This window comes from Kushneria sinocarnis (assembly GCF_003633775.1).
GTDB lineage: Bacteria > Pseudomonadota > Gammaproteobacteria > Pseudomonadales > Halomonadaceae > Kushneria > Kushneria sinocarnis.
The window spans coordinates 52,175-74,173 of the sequence record NZ_RBIN01000004.1 but is presented as its reverse complement, the minus strand read 5'-3'; the positions used below and the strand labels follow the sequence as shown (position 1 = coordinate 74,173).

The 21,999-nt window shown below is 64.8% G+C and carries 22 protein-coding genes; 16 read left to right on the top strand and 6 right to left on the bottom strand.

The window, feature by feature from the left end:
- The first annotated feature begins 6 nt into the window (after positions 1–6).
- From C7446_RS07180 to C7446_RS07165, 5 genes are all read left to right on the top strand, one after another.
- Complete coding sequence (locus tag C7446_RS07180; protein WP_121172423.1) at positions 7–1,095, top strand: mannosyltransferase family protein; 1,089 nt, start codon at positions 7–9, stop codon at positions 1,093–1,095.
- A gap of 300 nt (positions 1,096–1,395) precedes the next feature.
- On the top strand, positions 1,396–1,518 hold the full coding sequence (locus C7446_RS16765; RefSeq protein ID WP_281272344.1) for a hypothetical protein: 123 nt from the start codon (positions 1,396–1,398) through the stop codon (positions 1,516–1,518).
- Positions 1,519–2,717: 1,199 nt separating this feature from the next.
- Positions 2,718–3,539 (top strand): HAD-IIB family hydrolase, encoded by an 822-nt coding sequence (locus C7446_RS07175; protein WP_121172422.1) that lies wholly within the window; start codon positions 2,718–2,720, stop codon positions 3,537–3,539.
- Between the two features lie 825 nt (positions 3,540–4,364).
- Positions 4,365–5,585: a glycosyltransferase family protein gene (locus C7446_RS07170; protein WP_121172421.1), complete on the top strand. Its 1,221-nt coding sequence runs from the start codon at positions 4,365–4,367 to the stop codon at positions 5,583–5,585.
- Between the two features lie 226 nt (positions 5,586–5,811).
- On the top strand, positions 5,812–6,276 hold the full coding sequence (locus tag C7446_RS07165; protein ID WP_121172420.1) for an REP-associated tyrosine transposase: 465 nt from the start codon (positions 5,812–5,814) through the stop codon (positions 6,274–6,276).
- 794 nt (positions 6,277–7,070) lie between these two features.
- Here the strand turns inward: C7446_RS07165 and C7446_RS07160 are convergent.
- A complete protein-coding gene (locus tag C7446_RS07160; protein WP_121172419.1) occupies positions 7,071–8,816 on the bottom strand; it encodes a sugar phosphorylase in 1,746 nt (581 codons plus the stop codon).
- A gap of 369 nt (positions 8,817–9,185) precedes the next feature.
- Between C7446_RS07160 and C7446_RS07155 the strand changes: the two genes are divergently transcribed.
- Positions 9,186–10,184: a TerC family protein gene (locus C7446_RS07155; protein ID WP_121172418.1), complete on the top strand. Its 999-nt coding sequence runs from the start codon at positions 9,186–9,188 to the stop codon at positions 10,182–10,184.
- Between the two features lie 30 nt (positions 10,185–10,214).
- On the opposite strand, the gene C7446_RS16900 is transcribed toward C7446_RS07155, so the two are convergent.
- Positions 10,215–10,514 (bottom strand): hypothetical protein, encoded by a 300-nt coding sequence (locus C7446_RS16900; RefSeq protein WP_425454108.1) that lies wholly within the window; start codon positions 10,512–10,514, stop codon positions 10,215–10,217.
- A gap of 127 nt (positions 10,515–10,641) precedes the next feature.
- Between C7446_RS16900 and C7446_RS07145 the strand changes: the two genes are divergently transcribed.
- From C7446_RS07145 to C7446_RS07135, 3 genes are read left to right on the top strand one after another with little or no spacing between them, the layout of a single operon-like run.
- Complete coding sequence (locus C7446_RS07145) at positions 10,642–11,547, top strand: beta-keto acid cleavage family enzyme (protein ID WP_121172417.1); 906 nt, start codon at positions 10,642–10,644, stop codon at positions 11,545–11,547.
- 23 nt (positions 11,548–11,570) lie between these two features.
- Positions 11,571–12,524: an L-carnitine dehydrogenase gene (locus C7446_RS07140; protein ID WP_121172692.1), complete on the top strand. Its 954-nt coding sequence runs from the start codon at positions 11,571–11,573 to the stop codon at positions 12,522–12,524.
- The gene (locus C7446_RS07135) at positions 12,524–12,985 is read left to right on the top strand and encodes a thioesterase family protein (protein ID WP_121172416.1); all 462 of its coding nucleotides are present in this window, start codon (positions 12,524–12,526) and stop codon (positions 12,983–12,985) included. The genes C7446_RS07140 and C7446_RS07135 overlap by 1 nt, the downstream gene beginning before the upstream one ends.
- A 29-nt stretch (positions 12,986–13,014) precedes the next feature.
- Here the strand turns inward: C7446_RS07135 and C7446_RS07130 are convergent, their stop codons facing one another.
- The 4 genes from C7446_RS07130 to C7446_RS07115 all read right to left on the bottom strand — a co-directional run bounded on the left by C7446_RS07130 (position 13,015) and on the right by C7446_RS07115 (position 16,030).
- On the bottom strand, positions 13,015–14,004 hold the full coding sequence (locus C7446_RS07130; RefSeq protein WP_121172415.1) for a GlxA family transcriptional regulator: 990 nt from the start codon (positions 14,002–14,004) through the stop codon (positions 13,015–13,017).
- A 139-nt stretch (positions 14,005–14,143) separates the two neighbouring features.
- Positions 14,144–15,088, bottom strand: a complete 945-nt coding sequence (locus C7446_RS07125) for an ABC transporter substrate-binding protein (RefSeq protein WP_121172414.1) — start codon at positions 15,086–15,088, stop codon at positions 14,144–14,146.
- A gap of 291 nt (positions 15,089–15,379) precedes the next feature.
- Complete coding sequence (locus tag C7446_RS07120; RefSeq protein WP_121172413.1) at positions 15,380–15,628, bottom strand: GlsB/YeaQ/YmgE family stress response membrane protein; 249 nt, start codon at positions 15,626–15,628, stop codon at positions 15,380–15,382.
- A 129-nt stretch (positions 15,629–15,757) separates the two neighbouring features.
- The gene (locus C7446_RS07115; RefSeq protein WP_121172412.1) at positions 15,758–16,030 is read right to left on the bottom strand and encodes a GlsB/YeaQ/YmgE family stress response membrane protein; all 273 of its coding nucleotides are present in this window, start codon (positions 16,028–16,030) and stop codon (positions 15,758–15,760) included.
- 276 nt (positions 16,031–16,306) lie between these two features.
- Here C7446_RS07115 and nrdR point away from each other — a divergent pair, with 276 nt between their 5' ends.
- The 7 genes from nrdR (at position 16,307) to C7446_RS07080 (ending at position 21,951) form a co-directional block, all read left to right on the top strand.
- Positions 16,307–16,810, top strand: a complete 504-nt coding sequence (gene nrdR / locus C7446_RS07110) for a transcriptional regulator NrdR (RefSeq protein WP_121172411.1) — start codon at positions 16,307–16,309, stop codon at positions 16,808–16,810.
- The gene (gene ribD, locus C7446_RS07105; RefSeq protein ID WP_211327887.1) at positions 16,797–17,963 is read left to right on the top strand and encodes a bifunctional diaminohydroxyphosphoribosylaminopyrimidine deaminase/5-amino-6-(5-phosphoribosylamino)uracil reductase RibD; all 1,167 of its coding nucleotides are present in this window, start codon (positions 16,797–16,799) and stop codon (positions 17,961–17,963) included. Before nrdR ends, ribD begins: the two co-directional genes overlap by 14 nt.
- Before the next feature lie 144 nt (positions 17,964–18,107).
- Entirely contained in the window at positions 18,108–19,262 is a 1,155-nt protein-coding gene (ribBA, locus tag C7446_RS07100) for a bifunctional 3,4-dihydroxy-2-butanone-4-phosphate synthase/GTP cyclohydrolase II (RefSeq protein WP_121172410.1), read from the top strand.
- A gap of 132 nt (positions 19,263–19,394) precedes the next feature.
- On the top strand, positions 19,395–19,898 hold the full coding sequence (ribH, locus tag C7446_RS07095; RefSeq protein ID WP_121172409.1) for a 6,7-dimethyl-8-ribityllumazine synthase: 504 nt from the start codon (positions 19,395–19,397) through the stop codon (positions 19,896–19,898).
- Entirely contained in the window at positions 19,895–20,395 is a 501-nt protein-coding gene (gene nusB, locus C7446_RS07090) for a transcription antitermination factor NusB (RefSeq protein WP_121172408.1), read from the top strand. Before ribH ends, nusB begins: the two co-directional genes overlap by 4 nt.
- A 57-nt stretch (positions 20,396–20,452) precedes the next feature.
- A complete protein-coding gene (thiL, locus tag C7446_RS07085) occupies positions 20,453–21,481 on the top strand; it encodes a thiamine-phosphate kinase (RefSeq protein ID WP_121172407.1) in 1,029 nt (342 codons plus the stop codon).
- On the top strand, positions 21,478–21,951 hold the full coding sequence (locus tag C7446_RS07080; protein WP_121172406.1) for a phosphatidylglycerophosphatase A family protein: 474 nt from the start codon (positions 21,478–21,480) through the stop codon (positions 21,949–21,951). Before thiL ends, C7446_RS07080 begins: the two co-directional genes overlap by 4 nt.
- The last annotated feature ends 48 nt before the right edge of the window (positions 21,952–21,999 follow it).

The window sequence follows — 21,999 nt, the reverse complement described above, 5'->3', positions numbered from 1 at the left end:
TGGTCGGTGCCTGTAACTGCCGTACTGCTGCTTTTTGTCTTCTCCCGTGTTCTGTTCGCCCTGCTGAGCGGGTGGTGGCAGGGCGATCCCGCAAGCGCGTTCTGCCAGTGGGACTGCCGCTGGTATATCGGCATCGTCCGGCAGGGGTATTTCACCCCGGATGAGGTGCTCGCCGATGGCCGCAGCAACTGGGCGTACTTTCCGCTCTATCCGCTGCTGGCCCACGGCCTGAGTATGCTGACCGGCCTTTCCGCCTTCCACTCGCTGTGGCTGGTGGCCAATGCGGCGGCGCTGGGAGCGCTACTGCTGCTGCTGCACTATCTGCGCCTGACCCGCTCGCGGGTCTCGCCCTGGCTGGTGGCGGTGCTGTTCTGCCTCGGCCCCTATAGCTTCTATCTGGCATCGGGCTATTCCGAGGCGCTGTTCGCGCTGCTGTTGCTGGGCAGTGCCCTGGCCTGGCGCCGTGAACGGCATTTCACCGCCGGCGGGCTGGGGCTGCTGCTCTCCGCCACGCGTATCGTCGGTGTTGCCTGGGGGGCGGGGCTGCTGGCGCAGTGGCTGTGGCAGTGTCGCCATCAGCATCGTTCGATCTGGCGCTTCCCGGTGCTGGGGGCGCTGCTGCTCTGCCCGCTGGGGCTGGTGGCGTACATGCTCTACCTCTGGGGGCATGTCGGCGATCCGCTGGCCTTCATGCATGTGCAGGCGGCCTGGGGGCGTACCCTGCAGTGGCCGATCGAAACGCTGGCCAGCGGGGTGCACTTCTGGCTGGCTACGCCCTGGCAGCACAGCGGCGAAATCGCCCTCTACGAGGTGCTGGCCGGAGCACTCGGACTGGGCCTTGCCCTGTCACTGCTGCTGCGCGGGCACATCGGTGAGGGCATGGCGGCCGGGGTGATGCTGCTGATTCCCATGGCGACCGGGCTGGAGTCGCTGCCGCGCTATCTGGTGGGCATCCCGTTCATGCTGCTGGCGGTGCACGATGGGCTGATGCGCCTTCCGGGCTGCTATCGCTGGGGCGCCGCCGGGGGGCTGGTAGCGCTGAATCTGCTGCTGTTGCTGCCAGGCTGGACAGCCGGGGCCGGCTGGCTCAAGTAGCCGGGATGACAGAGGCGGGTGAGATACGATCAGAAAACTGTGCTGGTCCGTGCCAATGAGGCTGCTTTCATTGTTTGAAAGAGATGGCATTGGGTCAGTAATGAATAATTAAAACGTCAGGTTTTTGATATCTTAAAACAGCTCGTTTCAAAGAATGGTCAAAAGCACCATCACTTAAAACGATCATGCTTCATTTTGACCATTTTTGTGATTGCTGATCAAAATTGCATAGTGGACGTTTAATTTTTGTAAGACCCTGTAAGCGTTCGATCAAGACGAGACGCAACGCAGGGAGATTTCATGTACAGGATTGGAATTGGCGCGCTGGTGCTTCTTCTGACCGGAGGAGGCGTTGCAGCAGCCACGGATGGTGATGCCTTCGATTTTGACTCGGACAGCACGGAGATCTGCCAGCCCGTCTGACAGACTTCCGGCTTTACCATCAGCTCGATATAACGGCACCCCTCGCGGGTGCCGTTTTTTATTGGTTACTCGCTCTCCCTCGATATGGCCTGGCTGGCTTTCGTGAGTTCAGCGATGGCTTCGTTTCCCCACCTGCTGACTGATACCTGATCCCTCTCTGCCCGGTGCTGCCCACAGCATCATGAGCATGCTGCAGGGCCTCGCCATGCAGTGATGCGGGATGAATGAATCGTGCTGAAATAGCCATGGCGCGGTTTTCCTCAGCGCCCGCTCTGCGCAAGTTGGGCTGTCAGTCATCAGGTATTGCAGGCAGCCGTGTTATGCAGAACCCGCCATAAAGGATGTCAGTCCGGCTGATGGCTTATGGGGAGGATTTCATGCCCGGGGTCAAACACGGCATGACATGCCCTGTAACGTTATGGCCGTCCGATATATGCCGATTGCGCCGTGCAGCAAGTCATTTTGAAGTTTGCTATGGAGATACTTTTTCATTTCATGAAATATCCCTTTTCAGTGCTGATCGCGAAGTCATTTAATCTGCCTGGCACTGATAGGTTTTCATGTTTCTGGCGATGATTCATCAAAGTGGCACAACCTGAAAGGCTTTTATGCATGACTCTGCAATCGTTCGTAACAAGCAACGTCTTAACGTATTGCAGGGATCATCATGGCCAGAATCGGACTTACTGTACTGATTTATCTCTTGATTGGGGGTGGTGTCGCTGTCATTGCCGATGGCGATCACGATTCCGATCATTCTTCTTCCAGTCCCGCCATGTGCGAGCCGGGCTGAGTGTAAGGCAGGCCGCGAGAAAAACACCCGATCGCGACTGAAGTCGCTCCTACAGGGTAACGGTCGGTTTGTCGTGGCGAATTTCGGGCGATCGCGACTGAAGTCGCTCCTGCAGGGTAACGGTCGAGTTGTCGTGGCGGATTTCGGGCGATGGCGATTGAAGCCGCTCCTGCAGGATGACGTTCGGGTTGTCGTGGCGGATTTCGGGCGATCGCGACTGAAGCCGCTCCTGCAGGATGACGGTCGAGTTGTCGTGGTGGATTCGGCTGACGGCTGATATCCGTAATAGTATTTTTTAGCTAAAACTCATTTAATACTTTTGGCTATATTATTTACCCTCCCGGCCTATGGTTTTTCAATACGCGGCCGATGACAATCTCATCACCATGCTCTCCGGGAATTCGGTATGTTTTCGCTTGCTCAACCGTTGTTGATCTTTACCGATCTGGATGGCTCGTTACTCGATCATGATACCTATGATCACAAGCCCGCCCGGGAGTGGCTGGAACGCCTCGCCACCGCCAGGGTGCCGGTCATCTTCAATACCAGCAAGACCGCTGCCGAAGTATGGCCACTGTATCGCGAGCTGGGGCTGACGGCGCCGTTCATTGCCGAGAATGGCGGCTGTGTGCATCTGCCGCCGGACTGGGCGGGGGATGAGCCTGCCGATGATGACGGCTGGGCACGCGTGGTACTGGGCGCCTCGCGCCAGCGTATCCTGACGGTACTGGAAGCCGTGCGTGAAACCGAGTCGCTGCGCTTTCGCGGCTTTGCCGACATGACGGTCGAGGAGATCATTAGCCTGACCGGGCTGGATGCAGCGGGAGCCGAACGGGCGCGCCAGCGCGAGGCCTCCGAGCCGCTGGTCTGGAAGGACAGCGCATCGGCGCTGGAGCATTTCCGGCTGGAGCTGATCGGGGCCGGGCTGGAGCTGACCCGCGGCGGGCGCTTTCATCATGTGATGGGGGAGACCTGCAACAAGGGGCGCGCCTGCGGCTGGCTGATCAGCCGCTTCGAGCAGCTTCACGGGGCCGGAGTGGCCAGTATCGGGCTGGGCGATGGCCCCAATGATATTCCCATGTTCGATACGGTGGATGCCGCCGTGATCATTCGTGGCCGCCATGAGCAGCCCATCGAGGTGCGCGATGAGTCGCGGGCCTATCGGACCCGTGCAGAGGGGCCGCAGGGCTGGGCCGAAGGGCTGGCGCACTGGCTTGATGACGAGTGATGAGAAGGTGCACTGGCGATGGGGCGGGTCAGTAAGACACCATCGCGACTGAAGTCGCTCCTACAGGGTGCTTTTTCTTGCCATGGCGGGCTTGTCCGATCGCGGCTGAAATCCGCTGGGTTGCAGGTGATGTCCTCTGGCATCCGGTAATCCAGCGGTTTTTTGTAGGAGCGGCTTCAGCCGCGAAAAAAGCAAGTGCAACGGGATTTGCCGCTGCAGGTGTATTCCCGTTTGCCATGGCGGGCTTGTCCAATCGCGACTGAAGTCGCTCCTACAGGGCGCTTTTTCCTGTCGTGGCGGGTCTGCCTGATCGCGGCTGAAATCCGTTGGGTTGCAGGTGATGTCCTCTGGCATCCGGTAATCCAGCGGTTTTTTGTAGGAGCGGCTTCAGCCGCGAAAAAGCAGATACGATGGAATTTGCCGCTGCAGGTGTATTCCCGTTTGCCATGGCGGGCTTGTCCAATCGCGACTGAAGTCGCTCCTACAGTGTGCTTTTTCCTGCCGTGGCGGGCCTGGCCGATCGCGACTGAAGTCGCTCCTATCAGGGTGCTCTCCCTTGCCGTGGCGGGCCTGACCCTGTCCGGCCAGCGGATTCCTGCTTGCCGTTCTGCTGTATAAACCCTACAAAGGTCCAGGGGCCTGTGGAAACGTCTGCGCCGATTGGCGTCTCGAGGCGGCCGCGGGCCCCGGCGTGTTGGGTTGCCATGTCTGTTGCAGACAACAAGAAAAGGCGACAAACCACCGGATGATCGAGTCATCATCCCAACCCGGCACCCGCGCCAGGCCCGCTGCGGGGCGGCGTGGGGCCGCTCAGGGAGAGCAGGTATGAGCGATTTCTACCAGAACGGCATCATCACCAACTTTCACAATCTGACCGACCGCCCCTGCGAGGCGCTGGAGCAGGATCTGAAGAGCTTCAGCCGGCGGCGCCCCATGGGACTGGTGCTGCCGTCGCTGTATTCCGAGCTGGATGGGCCCGCGCTGACGAAGATCGTCGATCATCTCTCACAGGTCGATTACCTCACGGAAGTGGTCATCGGGCTCGATCAGGCCGATCGCGACCAGTTCCTGCGGGCCCGTGACTTCTTCTCCCGCCTGCCGCAGCGGCACCGCATCCTCTGGAACGATGGCCCGCGCCTGCAGGCGCTCGATGCCGAACTGGCGGCCGAGGGGCTGGCCCCCCAGGATGCCGGCAAGGGGCGCAATGTCTGGTTCTGTTCGGGCTACGTGCTGGCCTCGGGGCGTACCGAGGCGGTGGCGCTGCATGACTGCGACATCACCACCTACAACCGCACCCTGCTGGCGCGCCTGCTCTATCCGGTGGCCAATCCCCACTTCAGCTACCAGTTCTGCAAGGGCTATTACGCCCGGATCGCGGAGGGGCGGCTCAACGGCCGGGTCGGTCGATTGATGGTGACGCCGATGCTGCGGGCGCTGAAGAAGATCTGCGGGCCGCTGGATTACCTCAACTACCTCGACAGCTATCGCTACCCGCTCTCCGGCGAGTTCGCGATGCGCACCGATGTGCTGAACGGCATCCGCATTCCCAACGACTGGGGGCTGGAGATCGGCGTGCTCTCCGAGGTGTATCGCAACCACTCCTTCAAGCAGCTCTGCCAGGTCGATATCGCCGATCACTACGACCACAAGCATCAGCCGCTGTCGCCGGAGGATGCTTCCACGGGGCTCTACCGCATGAGTCTCGATATCGCCAAGGCGCTCTATCGCAAGCTGGCGACCCTGGGCGTGACGCTTTCCGAGGAGACCTTTCGTACGCTCAAGGCCACCTACTACCGCACCGCGCTCGACATGATCGAGAATTACTATCACGACGCCATGATGAACGGCCTCGAGGTGGATCGGCACAGTGAGGAGCAGGCCGTCGAGCTGTTCGCGCAGACGATCATGGAAGCGGGCACGGCCTTTCTCGAAAGCCCGCGCGACAAGCCCTTCATCCCCAGCTGGGGGCGGGTGCAGTCGGCCTTTCCGGATATGCTCGAACGCATGTACGAGGCAGTGGAAGCCGATAATCGCGGCGAAGTGTGAGGCCTTGGCCGAAAAAACCTTCGCGACTGAAGTCGCTCCTACAAGAGAGCGTGTTGCCGGCCGTGGTGATCCTGGCCGATCGCGACTGAAGTCGCGCCTGCAGGGAGCCTGTTGCCGGCCATGGTGGCCTGGCCGATCGCGCCTGAAATTGCCACTGTACTCGGCAACCCGGCGGGTTTTGTAGGAGCGACTTCAGTCGCGATGTCCTGTCGTCGATAAAATCAACATGAAACGAATCGATGCAGGACAACAGGCGCTGCGGCGCGGCCGGTCTTCGTTGGCTGGCGGATATTATCTGATCACGACCTGTATCCATGATCGGCAGCCGCTTTTGCGGGAGTGGGTTCAGGCTCGGCAGGTCATCCATGCCATGAGGCACCTGCACGAAGAAAGGTGTGTCACTTCCCTGAGTTTTGTGGTTATGCCCGATCATCTGCACTGGCTGATTCAGCTTCGTGAAGGGGATGAGCTGGCCGGGGTTGTTCGAAGATTCAAGGGGCGCAGTGCCCGAAGTCTGAATGAAAGTCTTGGCCATCACGGCACCATCTGGCAGCCGGGCTATCATGACAGGGCCATTCGCGGAGAACGGGATCTGAAGCAGACAGCACGTTATATTGTGGCCAACCCCCTGCGGGCAGGGCTGGTGCAAGAGATCGGGCAGTACCCTCACTGGGATGCCATATGGCTGTGAGCAAACTTCTTCGCGACTGAAGTCGCTCCTGCAGGGAGCGTGTTGCCGGCCGTGGTGGCCTGGCCAATCGCGACTGAAGTCGCTCCTGCAGGGAGCAGGTTGCCGGCCGTGGTGATCCTGGCCAATCGCGACTGAAGTCGCTCCTACAGGTGCAGGTTGCCGGCCATGGTTGCCTGGCCAATCGCGACTGAAGTCGCTCCTACAGGGAGCAGGTTGCCGGCCGTGGTGGGCCTGGTCGATCGCGCCTGAAGTCGCTCCTGCAGGGAGCGTGTTGCCGGCCGTGGCGGGCCTGGCCGATCGCGCCTGAAGTCGCTCCTACAAGAGAGCATGTTGCCGGCCGTGGTGGCCTGGCCAATCGCGACTGAAGTCGCTCCTACAGGGAGCAGGTTGCCGGCCGTGGTGTGCCTGGCCGATCGCGCCTGAAGTCGCGCCTGCAGGGAGCGTGTTGCCGGCCATGGTGGCCTGGCCAATCGCGCCTGAAGTCGCTCCTGCAGGGAGCCTGTTGCCGGCCGTGGTGGCCTGACCGATCGCGACTAAAGTCGCTCCTACAGGTGCAGGTTGCCGGCCATAGTGGCCTGGCCAATCGCGACTGAAGTCGCTCCTACAGGGTGCAGGTTGCCGGCCGTGGTGATCCTGGCCAATCGCGACCGAAGTCGCTCCTACAGGGAGCCTGTTGCCGGCCGTGGTGGCCTGGCCGGCCGCGACTGACATTGCTGCTGCACTCGGCAACCCGGTGGGTTTTGTAGGAGCGACTTCAGTCGCGAAATCCGTACCTTTACCACCCGGCCGGGCGCTTACCCGTCATTGACCAGCCAGGCGCTGCGGTAGGGCGCCAGCACCACCGTCTCCACGTCGAGCGAGGTGTTGCCGATGATGTCGCGCCATTTTTCCTCCCTGAAGGCTTCCGGCAGGTGGACCGGCTGGGGCTGGTCGGTGACGTTGTGCAGTGCCAGCAGTCGCCGGCCATCGGCCAGCGGCCCGCGCACGAAGGCGAAGAACTGCGGCCCCAGGTGGAGGATCTTCTGGGGGGCCTCCGGGTGGAAGCAGGGCTCCTCGCGGCGGATGCGCAGCCGGCCGACCAGGGCATCGAAGACGATCCGGGTGGGCGTGCTGTAGGAGTCCAGCAGCTGCTCCAGGTTGGCGCGCTGCCAGCGCTTGCGGTTGATGGCGCGCAGATGGCCGGTGCGGGTCACGCCTTCGTGGTCGTTGAGCGTGGCCAGCAGGCTGTGGATGTAGACCGCCGGGATGCCCTGCAGCCCCAGCATGATGGTCTGCGAGCAGATGAAGCGGGCGATCTGCCAGGGGTCGGCACCGCGCCGGGTGCCCTTGAGCGCATCGAACCAGGAGATGTTGATCTCGTAGGGCGAGTCGTTGCCGTCGGCGTCGGTCTTCATGCTGACGAAACCGCCGAAGCGCTGCATCAGCTCCAGCAGGGCGCCGATCTCGTGCTCGGGCAGCAGCCCCTCCAGCGCCCGCACGCCGACGCCGTCATGGCTGGCGGTGAAGTTGAGATAGGTGCAGCCCGATGCCAGCGGGGGCAGGGTGGCGGCCCATTCGGTCAGCGTCTCGGCGCTGCCCGAGGTGAGCGTGTGCAGCAGCAGCGGCGGCAGGGTGAACTGGTAGATGACATGCGCCTCGTCGCCGTCGCCGAAGTAGCTCAGGTTCTCGTGGTGGGGCACGTTGGTTTCGGTGATCAGCAGGGCACCGGGGGCCACGTACTCCATGATGGCGCGCAGCAGCCGCACGATGGCATGCGTCTGCGGCAGGTGAATGCAGCGGGTGCCGAGCTCCTTCCAGAGATAGGCGATGGCATCAAGCCGGATCAGGCGGGCGCCCTGACTGAGGTAGTGCAGCATCACCCCAATCATTTCGAGCAGCACGTCCGGATTGGCGTAGTTGAGGTCGATCTGATCCTCGGAGAAGGTCGCCCAGACATGGCGGGTGCCGCGCCGGGTCGAGACCGGTACCAGCAGCGGCGTGTTGCGGGGGCGGGTCACGCCGGAGACATCGGTGTTCGGGTCCAGCTCGATGAAGTAGTCGCGTCCGGGCCGCGAGCCGGCAATGTAGTCGGCGAACCACAGTGATTCGCGGGAGACATGGTTGATGACCAGATCGACCATCAGGTTGTGGTCTTCTGCCACGCGGCGAATCTGCGGCCAGTCGCCCAGTTTGGGATCGACCTCGCCGTAGTGGATCACGGCGAAGCCGTCATCCGAACTCCACGGAAAGAAGGGCAGGATGTGGACCGAGCTGAAGGTCTCCGGCAGGCGCTCCTGCAGAAAGCGCTCCAGTGCCGCCAGCGGCAGGGTGTCGCGCTCCTCGAGGATGCTGTCGCCGTAGGTGATCAAAAGCTGGCTGCGTTCGGTCCACAGCGGTCTTGCCGGCGTGTCGATCTCCTCTTCCCGATGGCTTACAAGCTGGCGCAGACGTCTGAGGATCTCCTCGCTGCGCTCTCCGTAAACGAAGGCCAGCTCGCACTGCGCCCATTCGATGAATTCGGCTTCGGAGAGCGGCGTTACCGTGGCAGTGGCGTCAGACATCGATGGCTCCTTTTGTTGTGTACGCACCGGCGTGACCGGCCATGCCTCTCTTATCCTGGTCAGCCTGATGCACGATGTCACCCGCTTTGTCCGGATCGCGAGCCGCCGTGAACGCGCCGGCGGTCGCGGCTGAACCCGGCCTTGAAGCCGGGGCGGTGTGGCTCATGAAGGATTGCAGTGCGCGCGACTTTCATGGAGACTTGCGCGGTGGTCAATGGAGGGGAGTATTCCCCGGTGATGCCCTGCGCATCACCGATGACAGCATCGTCATCACGGTTCGGCGCTGTCCGCATCCGGTGCTGTCGGTCACGGGTCTGACCCGTGACGGAAGAGACCTCCGGTTACTCGCAACGAGCCGGAGTCTGTCTCATGCATGTCCCACTGTGGATCTGGGCGGCGACCCTCGCCGTCATCGCAGCCCTGTTTGTCTTCGATTTCTTCGCCCATGTTCGCCAGCCCCATGCGCCTTCGATGAAGGAAGCCGCGCTGTGGTCGACCTTCTATGTCGTGCTGGCGGTCATCTTCGGTGCCGGCCTCTGGTGGGTCTGGGGGCACCAGCACGGCGTGGAGTTCTTCGCCGGTTTCATCACCGAGAAGAGCCTGTCGGTCGATAACCTGTTCGTGTTCGTCATCATCATGGCGAAATTCGCCGTGCCCCGGGAGTTTCAGCAGAAGGCGCTGCTGATCGGCATCCTCATGGCGCTGATCATGCGCGGCATCTTCATTGCGGTGGGCGCCGCGGCGATCAATCAGTTCAGCTGGGTGTTCTACATCTTCGGCGTGTTCCTGCTCTACACCGCGGTCAAGCTGGCGATCGAAAGCATGTCGCACGGTCAGCAGAACGACGATGAGTTCGAGCCCAATGCGCTGGTGAAGTTTGCCCAGCGCCATCTGCCGGCAACGGAAAACTTCCATGCTCAGAAGCTGCTGGCCGTCGAGAATGGCAAACGCGTGGTGACGCCGATGATGATCGTGATCATCGCGCTGGGCGTGACCGATCTGCTGTTCGCGCTGGACTCGATCCCGGCCATCTACGGGCTGACCCAGGAGCCCTATATCGTGTTCACCACCAACGCCTTTGCGCTGCTGGGGCTGTTGCAGCTCTACTTCCTGCTGGGCGGGCTGCTGGATCGGCTGGTCTATCTGGGCATCGGGCTGTCGGTGGTGCTGGCCTTCATCGGGGTCAAGCTGGTCTTCCATGCGATGTCGGAGAACACCCTGCCGTTTCTCAACGGCGGCGAGCCCATCGCCTGGGTGCCGCACATCTCCACGGTGCTGTCGCTGTCGGTCATCATCGGCGTGCTGTTCGTGACCACCGTGGCCAGCCTTCTCAAAAGCCGCCACACTCGCCGGGCGTCCGAGCACTGAAGGGGGCTCGCCTGCGACGAAGGGCCCGCGCTACCGGCGCGGGCCCTTTCTGTTCCGGACCCCGATTTCGCCCGGAAGCGAGTGACACCGTTCAGCGGCGGGTGCGGGCGATGATCTCGCGCGCCAGGGCGGGCGGCACCTCGCTGTAGCGTGCCGGTTCCAGGTAGCTGGCGCGCCCCGGGTGGAATAGTCGAATACTTCGCCATTGGTCATCTCTTCTTCGATGCCCCGGTGGATGGTCGGCAGAGACTCCTTCGATATGACCCCTCCGGCCACTGCGCTAATGAACTCCAGATCTTCCTTGCCTTCATCGGCAGGTTCGAAACGCATCCAGCAGTAGCGGATGGCGGCTGACGCAATGATCCGTCGGCTGTGGTCAAGGTGCCGGCGCGCGGCGTCAAATATCGCGGCAGGGCGGCGGCGACAATCAGGTGACTGTTCAGCGAGGAGTTCAGCCATGAACCGCAACGTCATGCTCACCTGTGCCGTTACCGGCGCGGGGGATACCACCGCGAAGAACCCCAATGTGCCGGTGACGCCGCAGGCCATTGCCGAATCGGCCATTGCCGCCGCGAAGGCCGGGGCCTCGATCGCCCATGTCCATGTGCGTGATCCCGAAACCGCCGCGCACAGCCACAGGACCGAGTATTTCCGCGAGATCGTCGATCGGGTGCGCGACTCGGACACCGACGTGGTGCTCAACTTCACCGCCGGTGGCGGGGGCGATCTGTTTCCGGAGCTCACCGGCGCCGAGGGCGAGGCGCGCCAGATCCGTGCCGCCGCCGGCTCTGACCTGCAGACGCCGTCGGAGCGCCATGCCCCGATCGGTGAGCTGCTGCCGGAGATCTGCACACTCGACTGCGGCAGTCTCAATTTCGGTGACATGGTCTATCTCAACAGCGCCGACTGGTTGCGCGAGCATGCCCGGCTGGTCCGCGAGGCCGGGGTCAAGCCGGAGCTGGAGTGCTTCGATCTGGGCCATGTCTGGTTTGCCCGGCAGCTGATCGAGGAGGGGCTGATCGACGGCGACCCGCTGTTCCAGCTCTGTCTGGGGATTCCCTGGGGGGCGGAAGCGGAGACCCGGACGATGCTGACCATGCGCGATCGGCTGCCGGCCAATGCGCAGTGGGCGGCGTTCGGCATCGGCCGGATGCAGATGCCGATGGTGGCGCAGGCAGTGCTGCTGGGCGGCCATGTGCGCGTCGGGCTGGAGGACAACCTCTATCTGTCGAAGGGCGTGAAGGCCGACAACGCCGGCCTGGTGGAAAAGGCCGCGGGCATTATCGAGGCGCTGGGGGCACGGGTGATGTCGCCCGCCGAAACCCGCGAACAGCTCAATCTGCGTACTCCGGGAGGCCAGTAATGACCGACATGACCCGACAGACCATGCGCACGGTCGCCGTCATCGGTTGCGGCGTGATCGGCAACGGCTGGGCCGCCCGGGCACTGGCGAGCGGCTGTGAGGTGATCGCCTGTGATCCCGATCCGGCGGCCGAGGCCCGCCTGAAGGCGGCGATCGACACCGCCTGGCCTGCGCTGGAGAAGCGCGGGCTGGCACCCGGCGCGCGGCGTGATCGCTGGCAGTTCACCACCGATGTGGCGACCGCGGTCGACGGCGCCGAGCTGATCCAGGAGAACGCCCCCGAGCGTACCGAGCTCAAGCAGAATGTGCTGGCGCAGCTCGATGCGCTGGCTCCGGAGCACGTCATCATCGGCTCCTCGACCTCGGGCATCAAGCCGACCGAGCTGCAGGCCCGCTGCACCAGGGCGCCGGGACGCGTGATCGTCGCGCATCCCTTCAATCCGGTCTATCTGCTGCCGCTGGTCGAGCTGGTGGGGGGCGAGGCGACCCCTCCGGCGCGGCTCGAACAGGGGCAGCAGGCGTACCGACAGCTGGCCATGCGGCCGCTGGTGGTGCGCCGCGAGATCGAGGGCCATATCGCCGACCGGCTGATGGAGGCGCTGTGGCGCGAGGCGCTGCATCTGGTCAACGACGGCGTGGCCACCACCGAGGAGATCGATGCTGCCGTGGTCTACGGCGCGGGGCTGCGCTGGTCGCTGATGGGCACCTTCCTGACCTTCCATCTCGCCGGAGGCGAGGCCGGCATGCGTCACATGCTCGAACAGTTCGGCCCGGCGCTGAAGCTGCCGTGGACGAAGCTCGAGGCGCCGGAACTGACCGATGAGCTGATCGATCGCGTGGTCGAGGGCAGCGAGCATCAGGCCGCTGGCCGTTCGATCACCGAGTTGGAGTCGCGCCGCGACGCCTTCCTGACCGAGCTTCTGGAAGTGGTCGAGCGCTACTGGCCCGAGGCCGAAGGGCTGGAGGGGCGCATCTGATGAAGGCGCTGATGAAGACCCGGGTGCTGCCGGAGTGGGTCGATTACAACGGCCATCTGAACGATGCCGAATACGCCCGCCTGTTTTCGCTGGCGGTCGAGGCGCTGCTCGATCATGTCGGCCTGGACGAGGTCGGGCGTCGCGAGAATGGGGTGACCGTGTATACCCTGGAGACGCACCTGTGCTATCTCGGCCAGGCCTACGAAGGGCAGGAGCTCTCGGTGACGCTGGAGGTGCTGGATCGCGACAGCAAGCGGCTGCACGTCTTCTTCCGGCTGCGCGATGAGCACGGCCAGCTGCTGGCGACCAGCGAGCAGATGCTGATGGCAATGGCACTCGGCGGCGGCCGGCCGACCGCACTGCCGGCGGGCGTGAACGCGACACTGGAGGGCTTCGGGCAGACCGTCCCGGAGCAGTGGCCGGAACAGGCCGGGCGGCGGATCGGTATCCGGCGGCACTGAGTGCGGGCGCTGCGCCGCCCGTGGCGGGGCTACAGCAGGGGCTGCTGGCGGCTGTCGCGGGGCAGGCGCTCCTGCCGCGGGGGATGGCCGAAGTGGCGGCGATAGGCGCGGGAAAAGCTCGAACTGGAGCTGAACCCGCAGCCCAGCGCCACGGCGATGACCGTCATGTCGGTCTCCTGCAGCAAAGAGCGGGCGCGCGCCAGGCGCAGCTCCAGATACCACTGCGCCGGGGTGGTCTCGAGCTGGCGGGCAAACAGCCGCTGCAGCTGACGGGCCGACAGGCCCACCTGGGCCGCCAGCTCGCCGGGCGACAGCGGGGCTTCCAGATGCGTCTCCATCAGCGCGATCGCCTTCAGCAGTGGCCGGTGATGCACGTTGAGGCGGTGGGCCAGCGACTGGCGCTGATGGTCGTCGCGCGAGCGCATGCGGGCATGAATCAGCTGCTCGGCCACCGCATGGGCCAGCCCGTCGCCATGGCGGTGGGCGATCATTTCCAGCGTCATGTCCATGGCGGCGGTACCGCCGGCACAGGAGAAGCGCCGGCGGCCGAGTTCGAACAGCGACTCCGTGGTGGCCACATCGGGAAAGCGTTCGCGAAAGGCCGGCAGGCTCTCCCAGTGCAGGGTGACCCGGTCGTCGGCCAAAAGCCCGGCCTCGGCCAGCACGAAGCAGCCGGTGTCGATGCCTCCCAGCGCGCAGCCGCTCTGGGCGAGCCGGTGCAGCCAGGCGAGCAGCGCGCGGTTGCTGCCGCGCACGGTCCCGAAGCCGCTGCAGATGGCCAGACTGGGCAGGTGATGGAGTTCGCCGATGGCATGATCGACCATCAGCCGCATGCCGTTGGAGGCCGTCACGGCTTCCCCGTCCTCGCTGATCAGCAGCCAGCGGAACAGCTCCCGCCCGGCAATCCGGTTGGCAATGCGCAGCGGCTCGGTAGCGGAAAAGAACGCCATCATCGAGAACTGATCGATCAGCAGATAGCCGATCGGTTCCGGTTCGGGGCCGTGGTAGTCGAGTCGCATGAAATCGCCGGGTCAGGATGGCCGTGAAGGCAGGGCAGTCGTCTGGCACACTCCAGCATGGCGCCCGAGGCCGATGACGTCCAGGTCCTGTCCGCAGGGGCCTGCGCCGGGCAGGCCCTGTCAGGCGCCGGGCCGGTGGCTAGCGGAAGTCGGCGCTGACGACCTCGAAGGCATCCCGGCCGTCCTTCGTCTTCACGCCGTCCAGCCATTCCTGCACGGTCTCCAGGTTGGCCGCGATCCAGTCATGGGCGACCTGTTCGGGATCGTTCCTTTCATGGCTGTAGTCGTAGATCCACTGGCTCTGAATGCGGCTGTCGACCACGAACTGGTGGAAGAAGCGGTAAAGGTTGGGGTCGTCCTGCTTCAGCCCTGACGGGACCACGGTCCATACCGTCGAGCTGACGTTGGCGATGGGCGAGTCCGGCCGGTCATCGGTGAGATAGTGCAGCTTGTAGGTCAGGTTCATCCAGTGCGGCTTCCAGGCGTTGAACACCACCCACTGGTCGTTGTCGATCTCCTGGCCCACCTGGGCCAGCATTGCGGCGGTGCTGCTGTTTTTCTGGGTCCAGTCGCCCAGCCCGGCGTAATCGTCTTTGATCTGGTTGTCGATCACCTCGCTCATCGACGCACCGGCTTCAATGCCGTAGATGGTCGAGTTGAAGCGGTCGGCATGGCGGTCGAGGTCGCTGATCGTGTGCACGCCGGCGTTCCAGACATGATCCGGCACGGCAAGGCCGTTGACCGCATCGCTGACGTTGGCCACCACCTTCTCGAGCCGGCCCTCTTCGACCAGTGGCTCGATCAGCGGCTGCTCGGTGGGATACCAGCCGGCCAGGTAGGCGTCGAGGTTGCCGCTGGCCAGCCCGTTGATCACCACGCTCACGGCCAGCTCCTGTGCCTGCGGCCGGTAGCCCAGCTCGCCGAGCAGCTGACTGGCCACCTCGGTCTTGACGGTCACGCCCGGCCAGGGCGGCACCCCGAAGCGCACCTGATCCAGCGCGGCGTGGGCGGGCAGCGAAAGCAGAGGTCCGGTCAGCAGGGTGGCAAGCGTCGCGGCAGACAGCAACGGTCGGGAGAGCGTCATGAAAATCCCCTGGCTTTATTATGAAAGGTGTTATCAAAAGGCGACGGCGGACGGAGATGCGCGCACGGCCCTTTTCAGCTTGCGTGATCGCCGGGCTCTCGGTTGGCGTGAGGCGACGTTTTCATGACCCGGGGCGACATTGTGCGTCTGAACGATGATGGGAAGTGATGAAAGAAGGGCAGGATCAGAACACGGCCTTATCGCCGGGGCGGGTGCCGGAGGCAGCCATGTGCCGGACATGAAAAACCCGGCAGCCGGACTGCCGGGTCATCATGACACGCGGAATCGGCGTCAGCGACGCACGACCCGATAGAGGAACAGCAGGATGATCGCCCCGAGAATCGCGATGACGAAGCTGCCGAAGTTGAAGCCCGACACTCCGCCAAAGCCCAGCGCCGTACCGATCCAGCCGCCAAGCAGGGCACCGACGATGCCGATGATGATGGTGACGATGATGCCGCCCGGATCCTTGCCGGGCATCAGGAACTTGGCAATGGCCCCGGCTATCAGCCCGAAGATGATCCACGCAATGATACCCATGTAATCCTCCCTGATCGTACGTTGTAACACCTGGTTTGAGCGTTGAAACACGCCCTCCTGATGTGAAACTAGACGCCGATCGGGAACGGGGCAAGCGGGCCGCCCGCCCCGGCAGAAAATCCGCTCGAATCAGTCATGCAGGCGCGGCTGCGCGATGACGATATAGGCCACCAGCGCCGCCCAGGCCAGGACCGCGCCGATGAGTGCGGCCACCAGACTGCGAAGGTCGAAGTGCAGCTCGGCGGCCAGCCCGAACAGGGTCGAGATGAAGCCGAACGTCACGCCGCCCATGGCGCAGATGCCCATCGAACCCAGCGCTCCGGCGTTGTAGCGTGAGGGCGTCAGGAAGCTGAGAATGACGCCGACCAGCAGGCTGGCGAACAGCCAGGAAATGAGATTCATGCAAGCCCTCCCTTGAAGACGGGTAAACCGGTCGCCCCCCGTGCCCGGCGGGTGCACCGCGGGCAGCCGGGACGAGCGTGTCCATGCCCCATTATCCGTGCCACGCGACCCGGCAGGGCAACCCGTGCCGTGCGACAAATGCGCGCACCCGGCGTCACCGGGATTCGCAAGGCACGCCTCGTCCTGCATTTTCGGCTACCGGCGGCGGGCGTTACACTGTAGCGAAGATGCCCGCGCATGGCGGGCATCCTTCAACCGGCAGCGGCGATCACTATCATGCAGTGTCCATTTTGTGGCGCACAGGAAACCCGGGTCACGGATTCGCGGCTGGTCGCCGAAGGCGATCAGGTCAGACGGCGCCGTCAGTGTGGTCATTGTGGCGAACGCTTCACGACCTATGAAACCGCCGAGCTGATCATGCCGCGGGTCGTCAAGGCCGACGGTTCGCGGGAAAGCTTCGATGCGGCCAAGCTGCGGGCGGGCATGCTGCGCTCATTGGAAAAGCGCCCGGTCTCCAGCGAGCGCATCGAGGGCGCACTCGAGCGGATTCGCCAGCGGCTGCGGGCGCGCGGGGAGCGCGAGATCAACGCCCGCCTGATCGGTGAAGAGGTCATGGCCCAGCTTCAGCGGCTCGATCAGGTCGCCTATATCCGCTTCGCTTCGGTCTATCGCCGCTTTCAGGACCTCGACGAATTCCGCGCCGAGATCGATCGGCTGACCCGGGAGCCCGCCACCCCGAGCGTGGACGATTCCAGCGAGCCGGATCATGAGCAGCACTGATTCGGCCGCCGACGATGCTCGCTGGATGGCGCGGGCGCTGGAGCTGGCCCGCCGGGGGCTCTATACCACGCATCCCAATCCGCGGGTCGGCTGCGTACTGGTGCGCGCGGGGGCCGTGGTCGGCGAGGGCTGGCATGAGCGTGCCGGTGAACCGCACGCCGAGGTGCATGCCCTGCAGGCGGCCGGCGAGCAGGCGCGCGGCGCCACGGCCTATGTCTCGCTCGAACCCTGTTCCCACCAGGGGCGTACCGGCCCCTGCGCCCGGGCGCTGGCCGAAGCCGGCGTGGCCCGGGTCGTGGCCGCAATGCGCGATCCCAACCCGATGGTGGCCGGACGAGGTCTGACAATGCTGGAACAGGCCGGGGTCGAGGTCGAGTGCGATCTGATGGCGCAGGAAGCGGCGGCCATCAATCCCGGCTTTGTCAAACGCATGGCGCACGGTCTGCCGTTCGTGCGGCTGAAGCTGGCGATGAGTCTGGATGGCCGGACGGCCATGGCCAGCGGCGAGTCGCAGTGGATTACCGGACCCGCGGCCCGCGGCGTGGTGCAGTGCCTGCGCTCGCGCTCGAGTGCCATTGTCAGCGGTGTCGATGCCGTCAGCCTGGATGGCAGCCGGCTGACGGTGCGTCATCAGGCGCTGATTGATGCCGGTCTGTCACCGGAGGCGGCGCGCGAGGCGACGCGCACCCAGCCGTTGCGGGTGGTGATCGATTCGGCGCTGCGGCTCTCTCCCCGGGCGCCGATCCTGGCCGGGCCGGGGCGCACCCTGGTGGCGACCCTGGTGGACGGCCCCGAGCGACAGGCGCCGCTGATTGCCGCGGGTGCCGAACCGGTGGTACTGCCCGCACGTGACGGACGCGTCGAGCTGGCCGCGCTGATGCGCCATCTCGGCGAACACGAGGCCTGCAACGAGGTGCTGCTGGAGAGCGGCCCGCGGCTGGCCGGGGCGATGTTCGAGGCCGGGCTGGTCGATGAACTGAAGCTCTTCATGGCGCCGACCCTGCTGGGCCACGAGGCGCGCGGCCTGCTGAACCTGCCCGGGCTCGAGCGCATGGCGCAGCAGCGTGGCATGATCATCGACGACATCCGGGCGGTGGGCGAGGACTGGTGCATCACCGCTCGGCCGCGCCCGGCGACGAGCGCGCCGGAGTGAGCAACAGTTTCCCTGTGGCCCGCGTAGTGCGACAATCGGCGCGCTTTGATGCCATCCCCGGTCTGTCCGCAGTCCGCACCTCGGCAGGTGCCGGCAGATCAGAATCCAACCGCGAAGGGGGCCGACGACGTTCGGCACAGGTGCATGACTTCACAGCCCACGCAGACACTGAGTGATATCGCCTCGCTGGTCGAGGACATCCGCCAGGGAAAAATGGTCATTCTGATGGATGACGAGGATCGCGAGAACGAGGGCGATCTGATCATGGCGGCGGAGTGCGTCGAGGCCTCGCATATCAATTTCATGGCACGCCATGCACGCGGTCTGATCTGCCAGCCGATGACCCGCGAGCGCTGCGAGCAGCTCGGTCTGTCGCTGATGGTCAACGACAACGGCTCCGGCTTCGGCACCAAGTTCACGGTGTCGATCGAGGCGGCCAGCGGCATCACCACCGGCATTTCCGCCGCCGATCGGGCGCGTACGGTGCGGGCCGCCGCCGCGCGCGGGGCGCGGTCCGACGATATCGTGCAGCCCGGTCACATCTTTCCGCTGATGGCGGAGCCGGGCGGGGTGCTGCGCCGCGCCGGTCATACCGAGGCTGCCTGTGATCTGGCGGCGATGGCCGGGTTCGAGCCGTGTGGCGTGATCTGCGAGGTGATGAACGATGACGGCACCATGGCCCGTCGGCCGGAGCTGGAGCGCTTTGCCGCCGAACACGGGATCCGGATCGGCACCATTGCCGATCTGATCCACTACCGGATGCACCACGAGCAGACCATCGAGCATGTCGATACCCAGCCGGTCGACACCGCCAGTGGCAGCTTTCAGCTGCACTGCTTTCGCGATCGCATCCAGGGCCGCCATCATCTCGCGCTGGTGCACGGCGCGCCGCAGCCCGAACGGCCGACGACGGTGCGGGTCCACGTGACCGATCCGCTGCGTGATCTGCTGGGGCTGCAGCGCCCGGGCGGCGGCAGCAGCTGGACGGCGCACAGTGCACTTGATGAAATTGCCCGCAGCGAAAGCGGGGTACTGGTTCTGCTCGACAGCAACCGTCCGGTGCAGGACCTGCGCGAGCAGCTGGACATCTTTTTCGAACGGCGCCGGGTGCCACGGGATGCCCATGTCGATGGCACCGGCAACTACCAGACCATCGGCACCGGCGCGCAGATCCTGCGCCGGCTCGGTGTCGGCCGGATGCGACTGTTGAGTTCGCCGTGGAAGTTTTCCGCGCTTTCCGGCTTCGATCTTGAAGTGGTCGAACAGATCAGCGGAGATGACGCGACCCCGTCGCAGTGACTCCGCCAGCGGCCCGGTGCAGGTCCTGCACCGTGGCCGGGCAACGTCAGTGATCGGGCCGCAGCGGCGCCGGTCACCATGAGATCAACCGTCCCTTGCCGGTGAGCGAGGGCGATCAGGGAATTCGTATCAATGCAACCGATTGCGCAGGTAGAGGGTCGATTCAACGACGTCGAAGGGCGTTACGCCATCGTGGTCGGCCGCTTCAATCATCATGTCGTCGACTCGCTGGTCGAGGGAGCCGTGGATGCGCTGGTCCGCCACGGCGTCGATGAGGAGCAGATCGACATCATCCATGTGCCGGGCTCCTGGGAGCTGCCGCTGGCGGTCAAGCGGGTGCTCGATCGGCTGCATCCCGATGCCGTGATTGCGCTGGGCGCGGTGATCAAGGGCGGGACGCCTCACTTCGAGCACATCGCCAGCCAGTGCAACTCGGCCATGAACCGGCTTCAGCTCGATTACGACACGCCGGTCTCCAATGGCGTGCTGACGGTCGATTCGATCGAGCAGGCCATCGAACGGGCCGGGACCAAGGCCGGCAACAAGGGCTTCGAGTCCGCCATGGCGGCGATGGAAATGGTCTCGCTGCTGCGCCAGCTCGGCGGTGCGCCGGCCGGAGAAGGAGGTGAGGCGTGAGTCGCGATGGCCGAACGCCCTCGAAGGCCCAGCAGGCACGCCGGGCCGCCCGTGAGCTGACCGTTCAGGCGCTCTATCAGTGGCAGATGACCGGCAAGCCGGTCACCCAGCTGGAAACCGAGTTTCGGGCCCAGACCGCCGACGAGGATCTGGCGCCGCACGAGAACTGGGTGCAGGTGATGCAGATCGCCGACCTGGCGCTGTTTCACGAACTGCTGCATGGCGTGGTCAAGCGCTGTGATGAGCTCGACGAGCAGCTTGCGCCGCTGCTCGATCGTTCCCTGCAGGAGCTCGATCGGATCGAGCTGGCGATTCTCCGGCTGGGCGCCTATGAGCTCGCCCACCGCCTTGAAGTCCCCTACATCTCGGTGATCACCGAGGGCATCGAACTGGCCAGGGGCTTCGGGGCCACCGACGGTCACAAGTACGTCAACTCCCTGCTCGACCGGCTCGCCCATCAGCTGCGCAGTGTCGAGGTCAGTGCGCGCCGCCGTTAGGCCGGTGTGGCGACCGCTATCCAGGGTTCGGCAAGCGTCCCGGAGGAAGCGACAGCGATGAGCGACTCACAACGTCTGGGCGAGTTCGACCTGATTCGCCGTTTTTTCGTGCGCGATACCCCGGCCGGTACGGCGCGTCGCGACGGCTATGGCGGCGACGATCCCGCCGCCGGCATCGCGCTGGGGCAGGGCGATGACTGTGCCCTGCTGGAGCCCACCCCCGGCTGGCAGCTGGCGGTCAGTGTCGATACCTCGCTTGCGGATGTGCACTTTCCGGCCGGGGCGCCGGCAGAGGCGATCGGCCACCGGGCGCTGGCCGTCAATCTCAGCGATCTGGCCGCGATGGGCGCCAGGCCGCGCTGGTACGTGCTGGCCCTGACCCTGCCCGACATCGACCCGGAGTGGCTGACCGGCTTTGCGCGCGGGCTGCATGCACTCGCCGATCGCAGCGGCATCCGGCTGGTGGGCGGCGATGTTACCCGCGGGCCGCTGTCGATCACCATTACCGTGCATGGCGAGGTGCCACGGCAGCGTGCCCTGCGCCGTGACGGCGCCGGTGTCGATGAGCTGATCGCGGTGACCGGCCCGCTCGGGGGCGCCCATGGCGGCCTGCAGGCCTGGCAGGCGGGCGCGCGTGACCCGGCCGATCCACTGCTCGTGGACTTCCTGTGGCCGGAGCCGGCGCTGGCCGCCGGTGAAGCGCTGCGCGATCTGGCGACTTCGGCCATCGACATCTCCGATGGGCTGGTCGCGGATCTGGCCCATGTCTGCCGCGCTTCCGGGGTGGGCGCACGCCTGGAGGTCGAGCGGCTGCCCCTGGCTGCCGGGCTGGGCGAGCGTCTCGGTGAGGCGCAGGCGCAGCAGGCCGCGCTGACCGGCGGCGACGATTATGTGCTGCTGTGTACCCTGCCGGAGAGTGTGCGCGACCGGGCGCAGGCGCGATTGGCCGAGGTCGGCAGTCACCTTGCGATCATCGGCCGTACGGTCGGCGAGCCGGGCATCCATGGCGTGCCGCCCGGGCGGGTCGGCTGGCAGCACTTTGATGTCGAGGTCGACGATCATCCGGAGACGGGAGCAGCGCCATGAATCGCGGCCCTTCGAGCGTCTGGCGCCGCCCCACCCATTTTCTCGCCTTCGGGCTGGGCAGTGGCATGGCACCGTTTGCCCCCGGCACCTTCGGCACCCTGGCCGCCATCCCGTTCTACTGGCTGCTCTCCGATCTGCCGCTGTCGGTCTACCTGCTGGTGCTGCTGGTGGCGGGGCTGTGGGGGATTCATCTGTGTGATCGCACCTCCCGGGACATGGGCGTGCACGACCACTCCGGGATCGTCTGGGACGAGTTCGTCGGCTACTGGGTGACCATGATGGCAGTGCCGTTTTCCTGGCCGGCGGCGCTGTGGGGCTTCGCCGTGTTCCGGCTGTTCGATGTCATCAAGCCGTGGCCGGTGCGCTTTGTCGATCGTCGCGTCACCGGCGGCTTCGGCATCATGTTCGATGATGTGCTGGCCGGGGTGTATGCGTGGAGCACGATGCACCTGTGGTTCTGGCTGCACTAGACCCGGATTCATCCGGCAGGTATCCGGCGGTGCCGGTTCAGGGAGAGG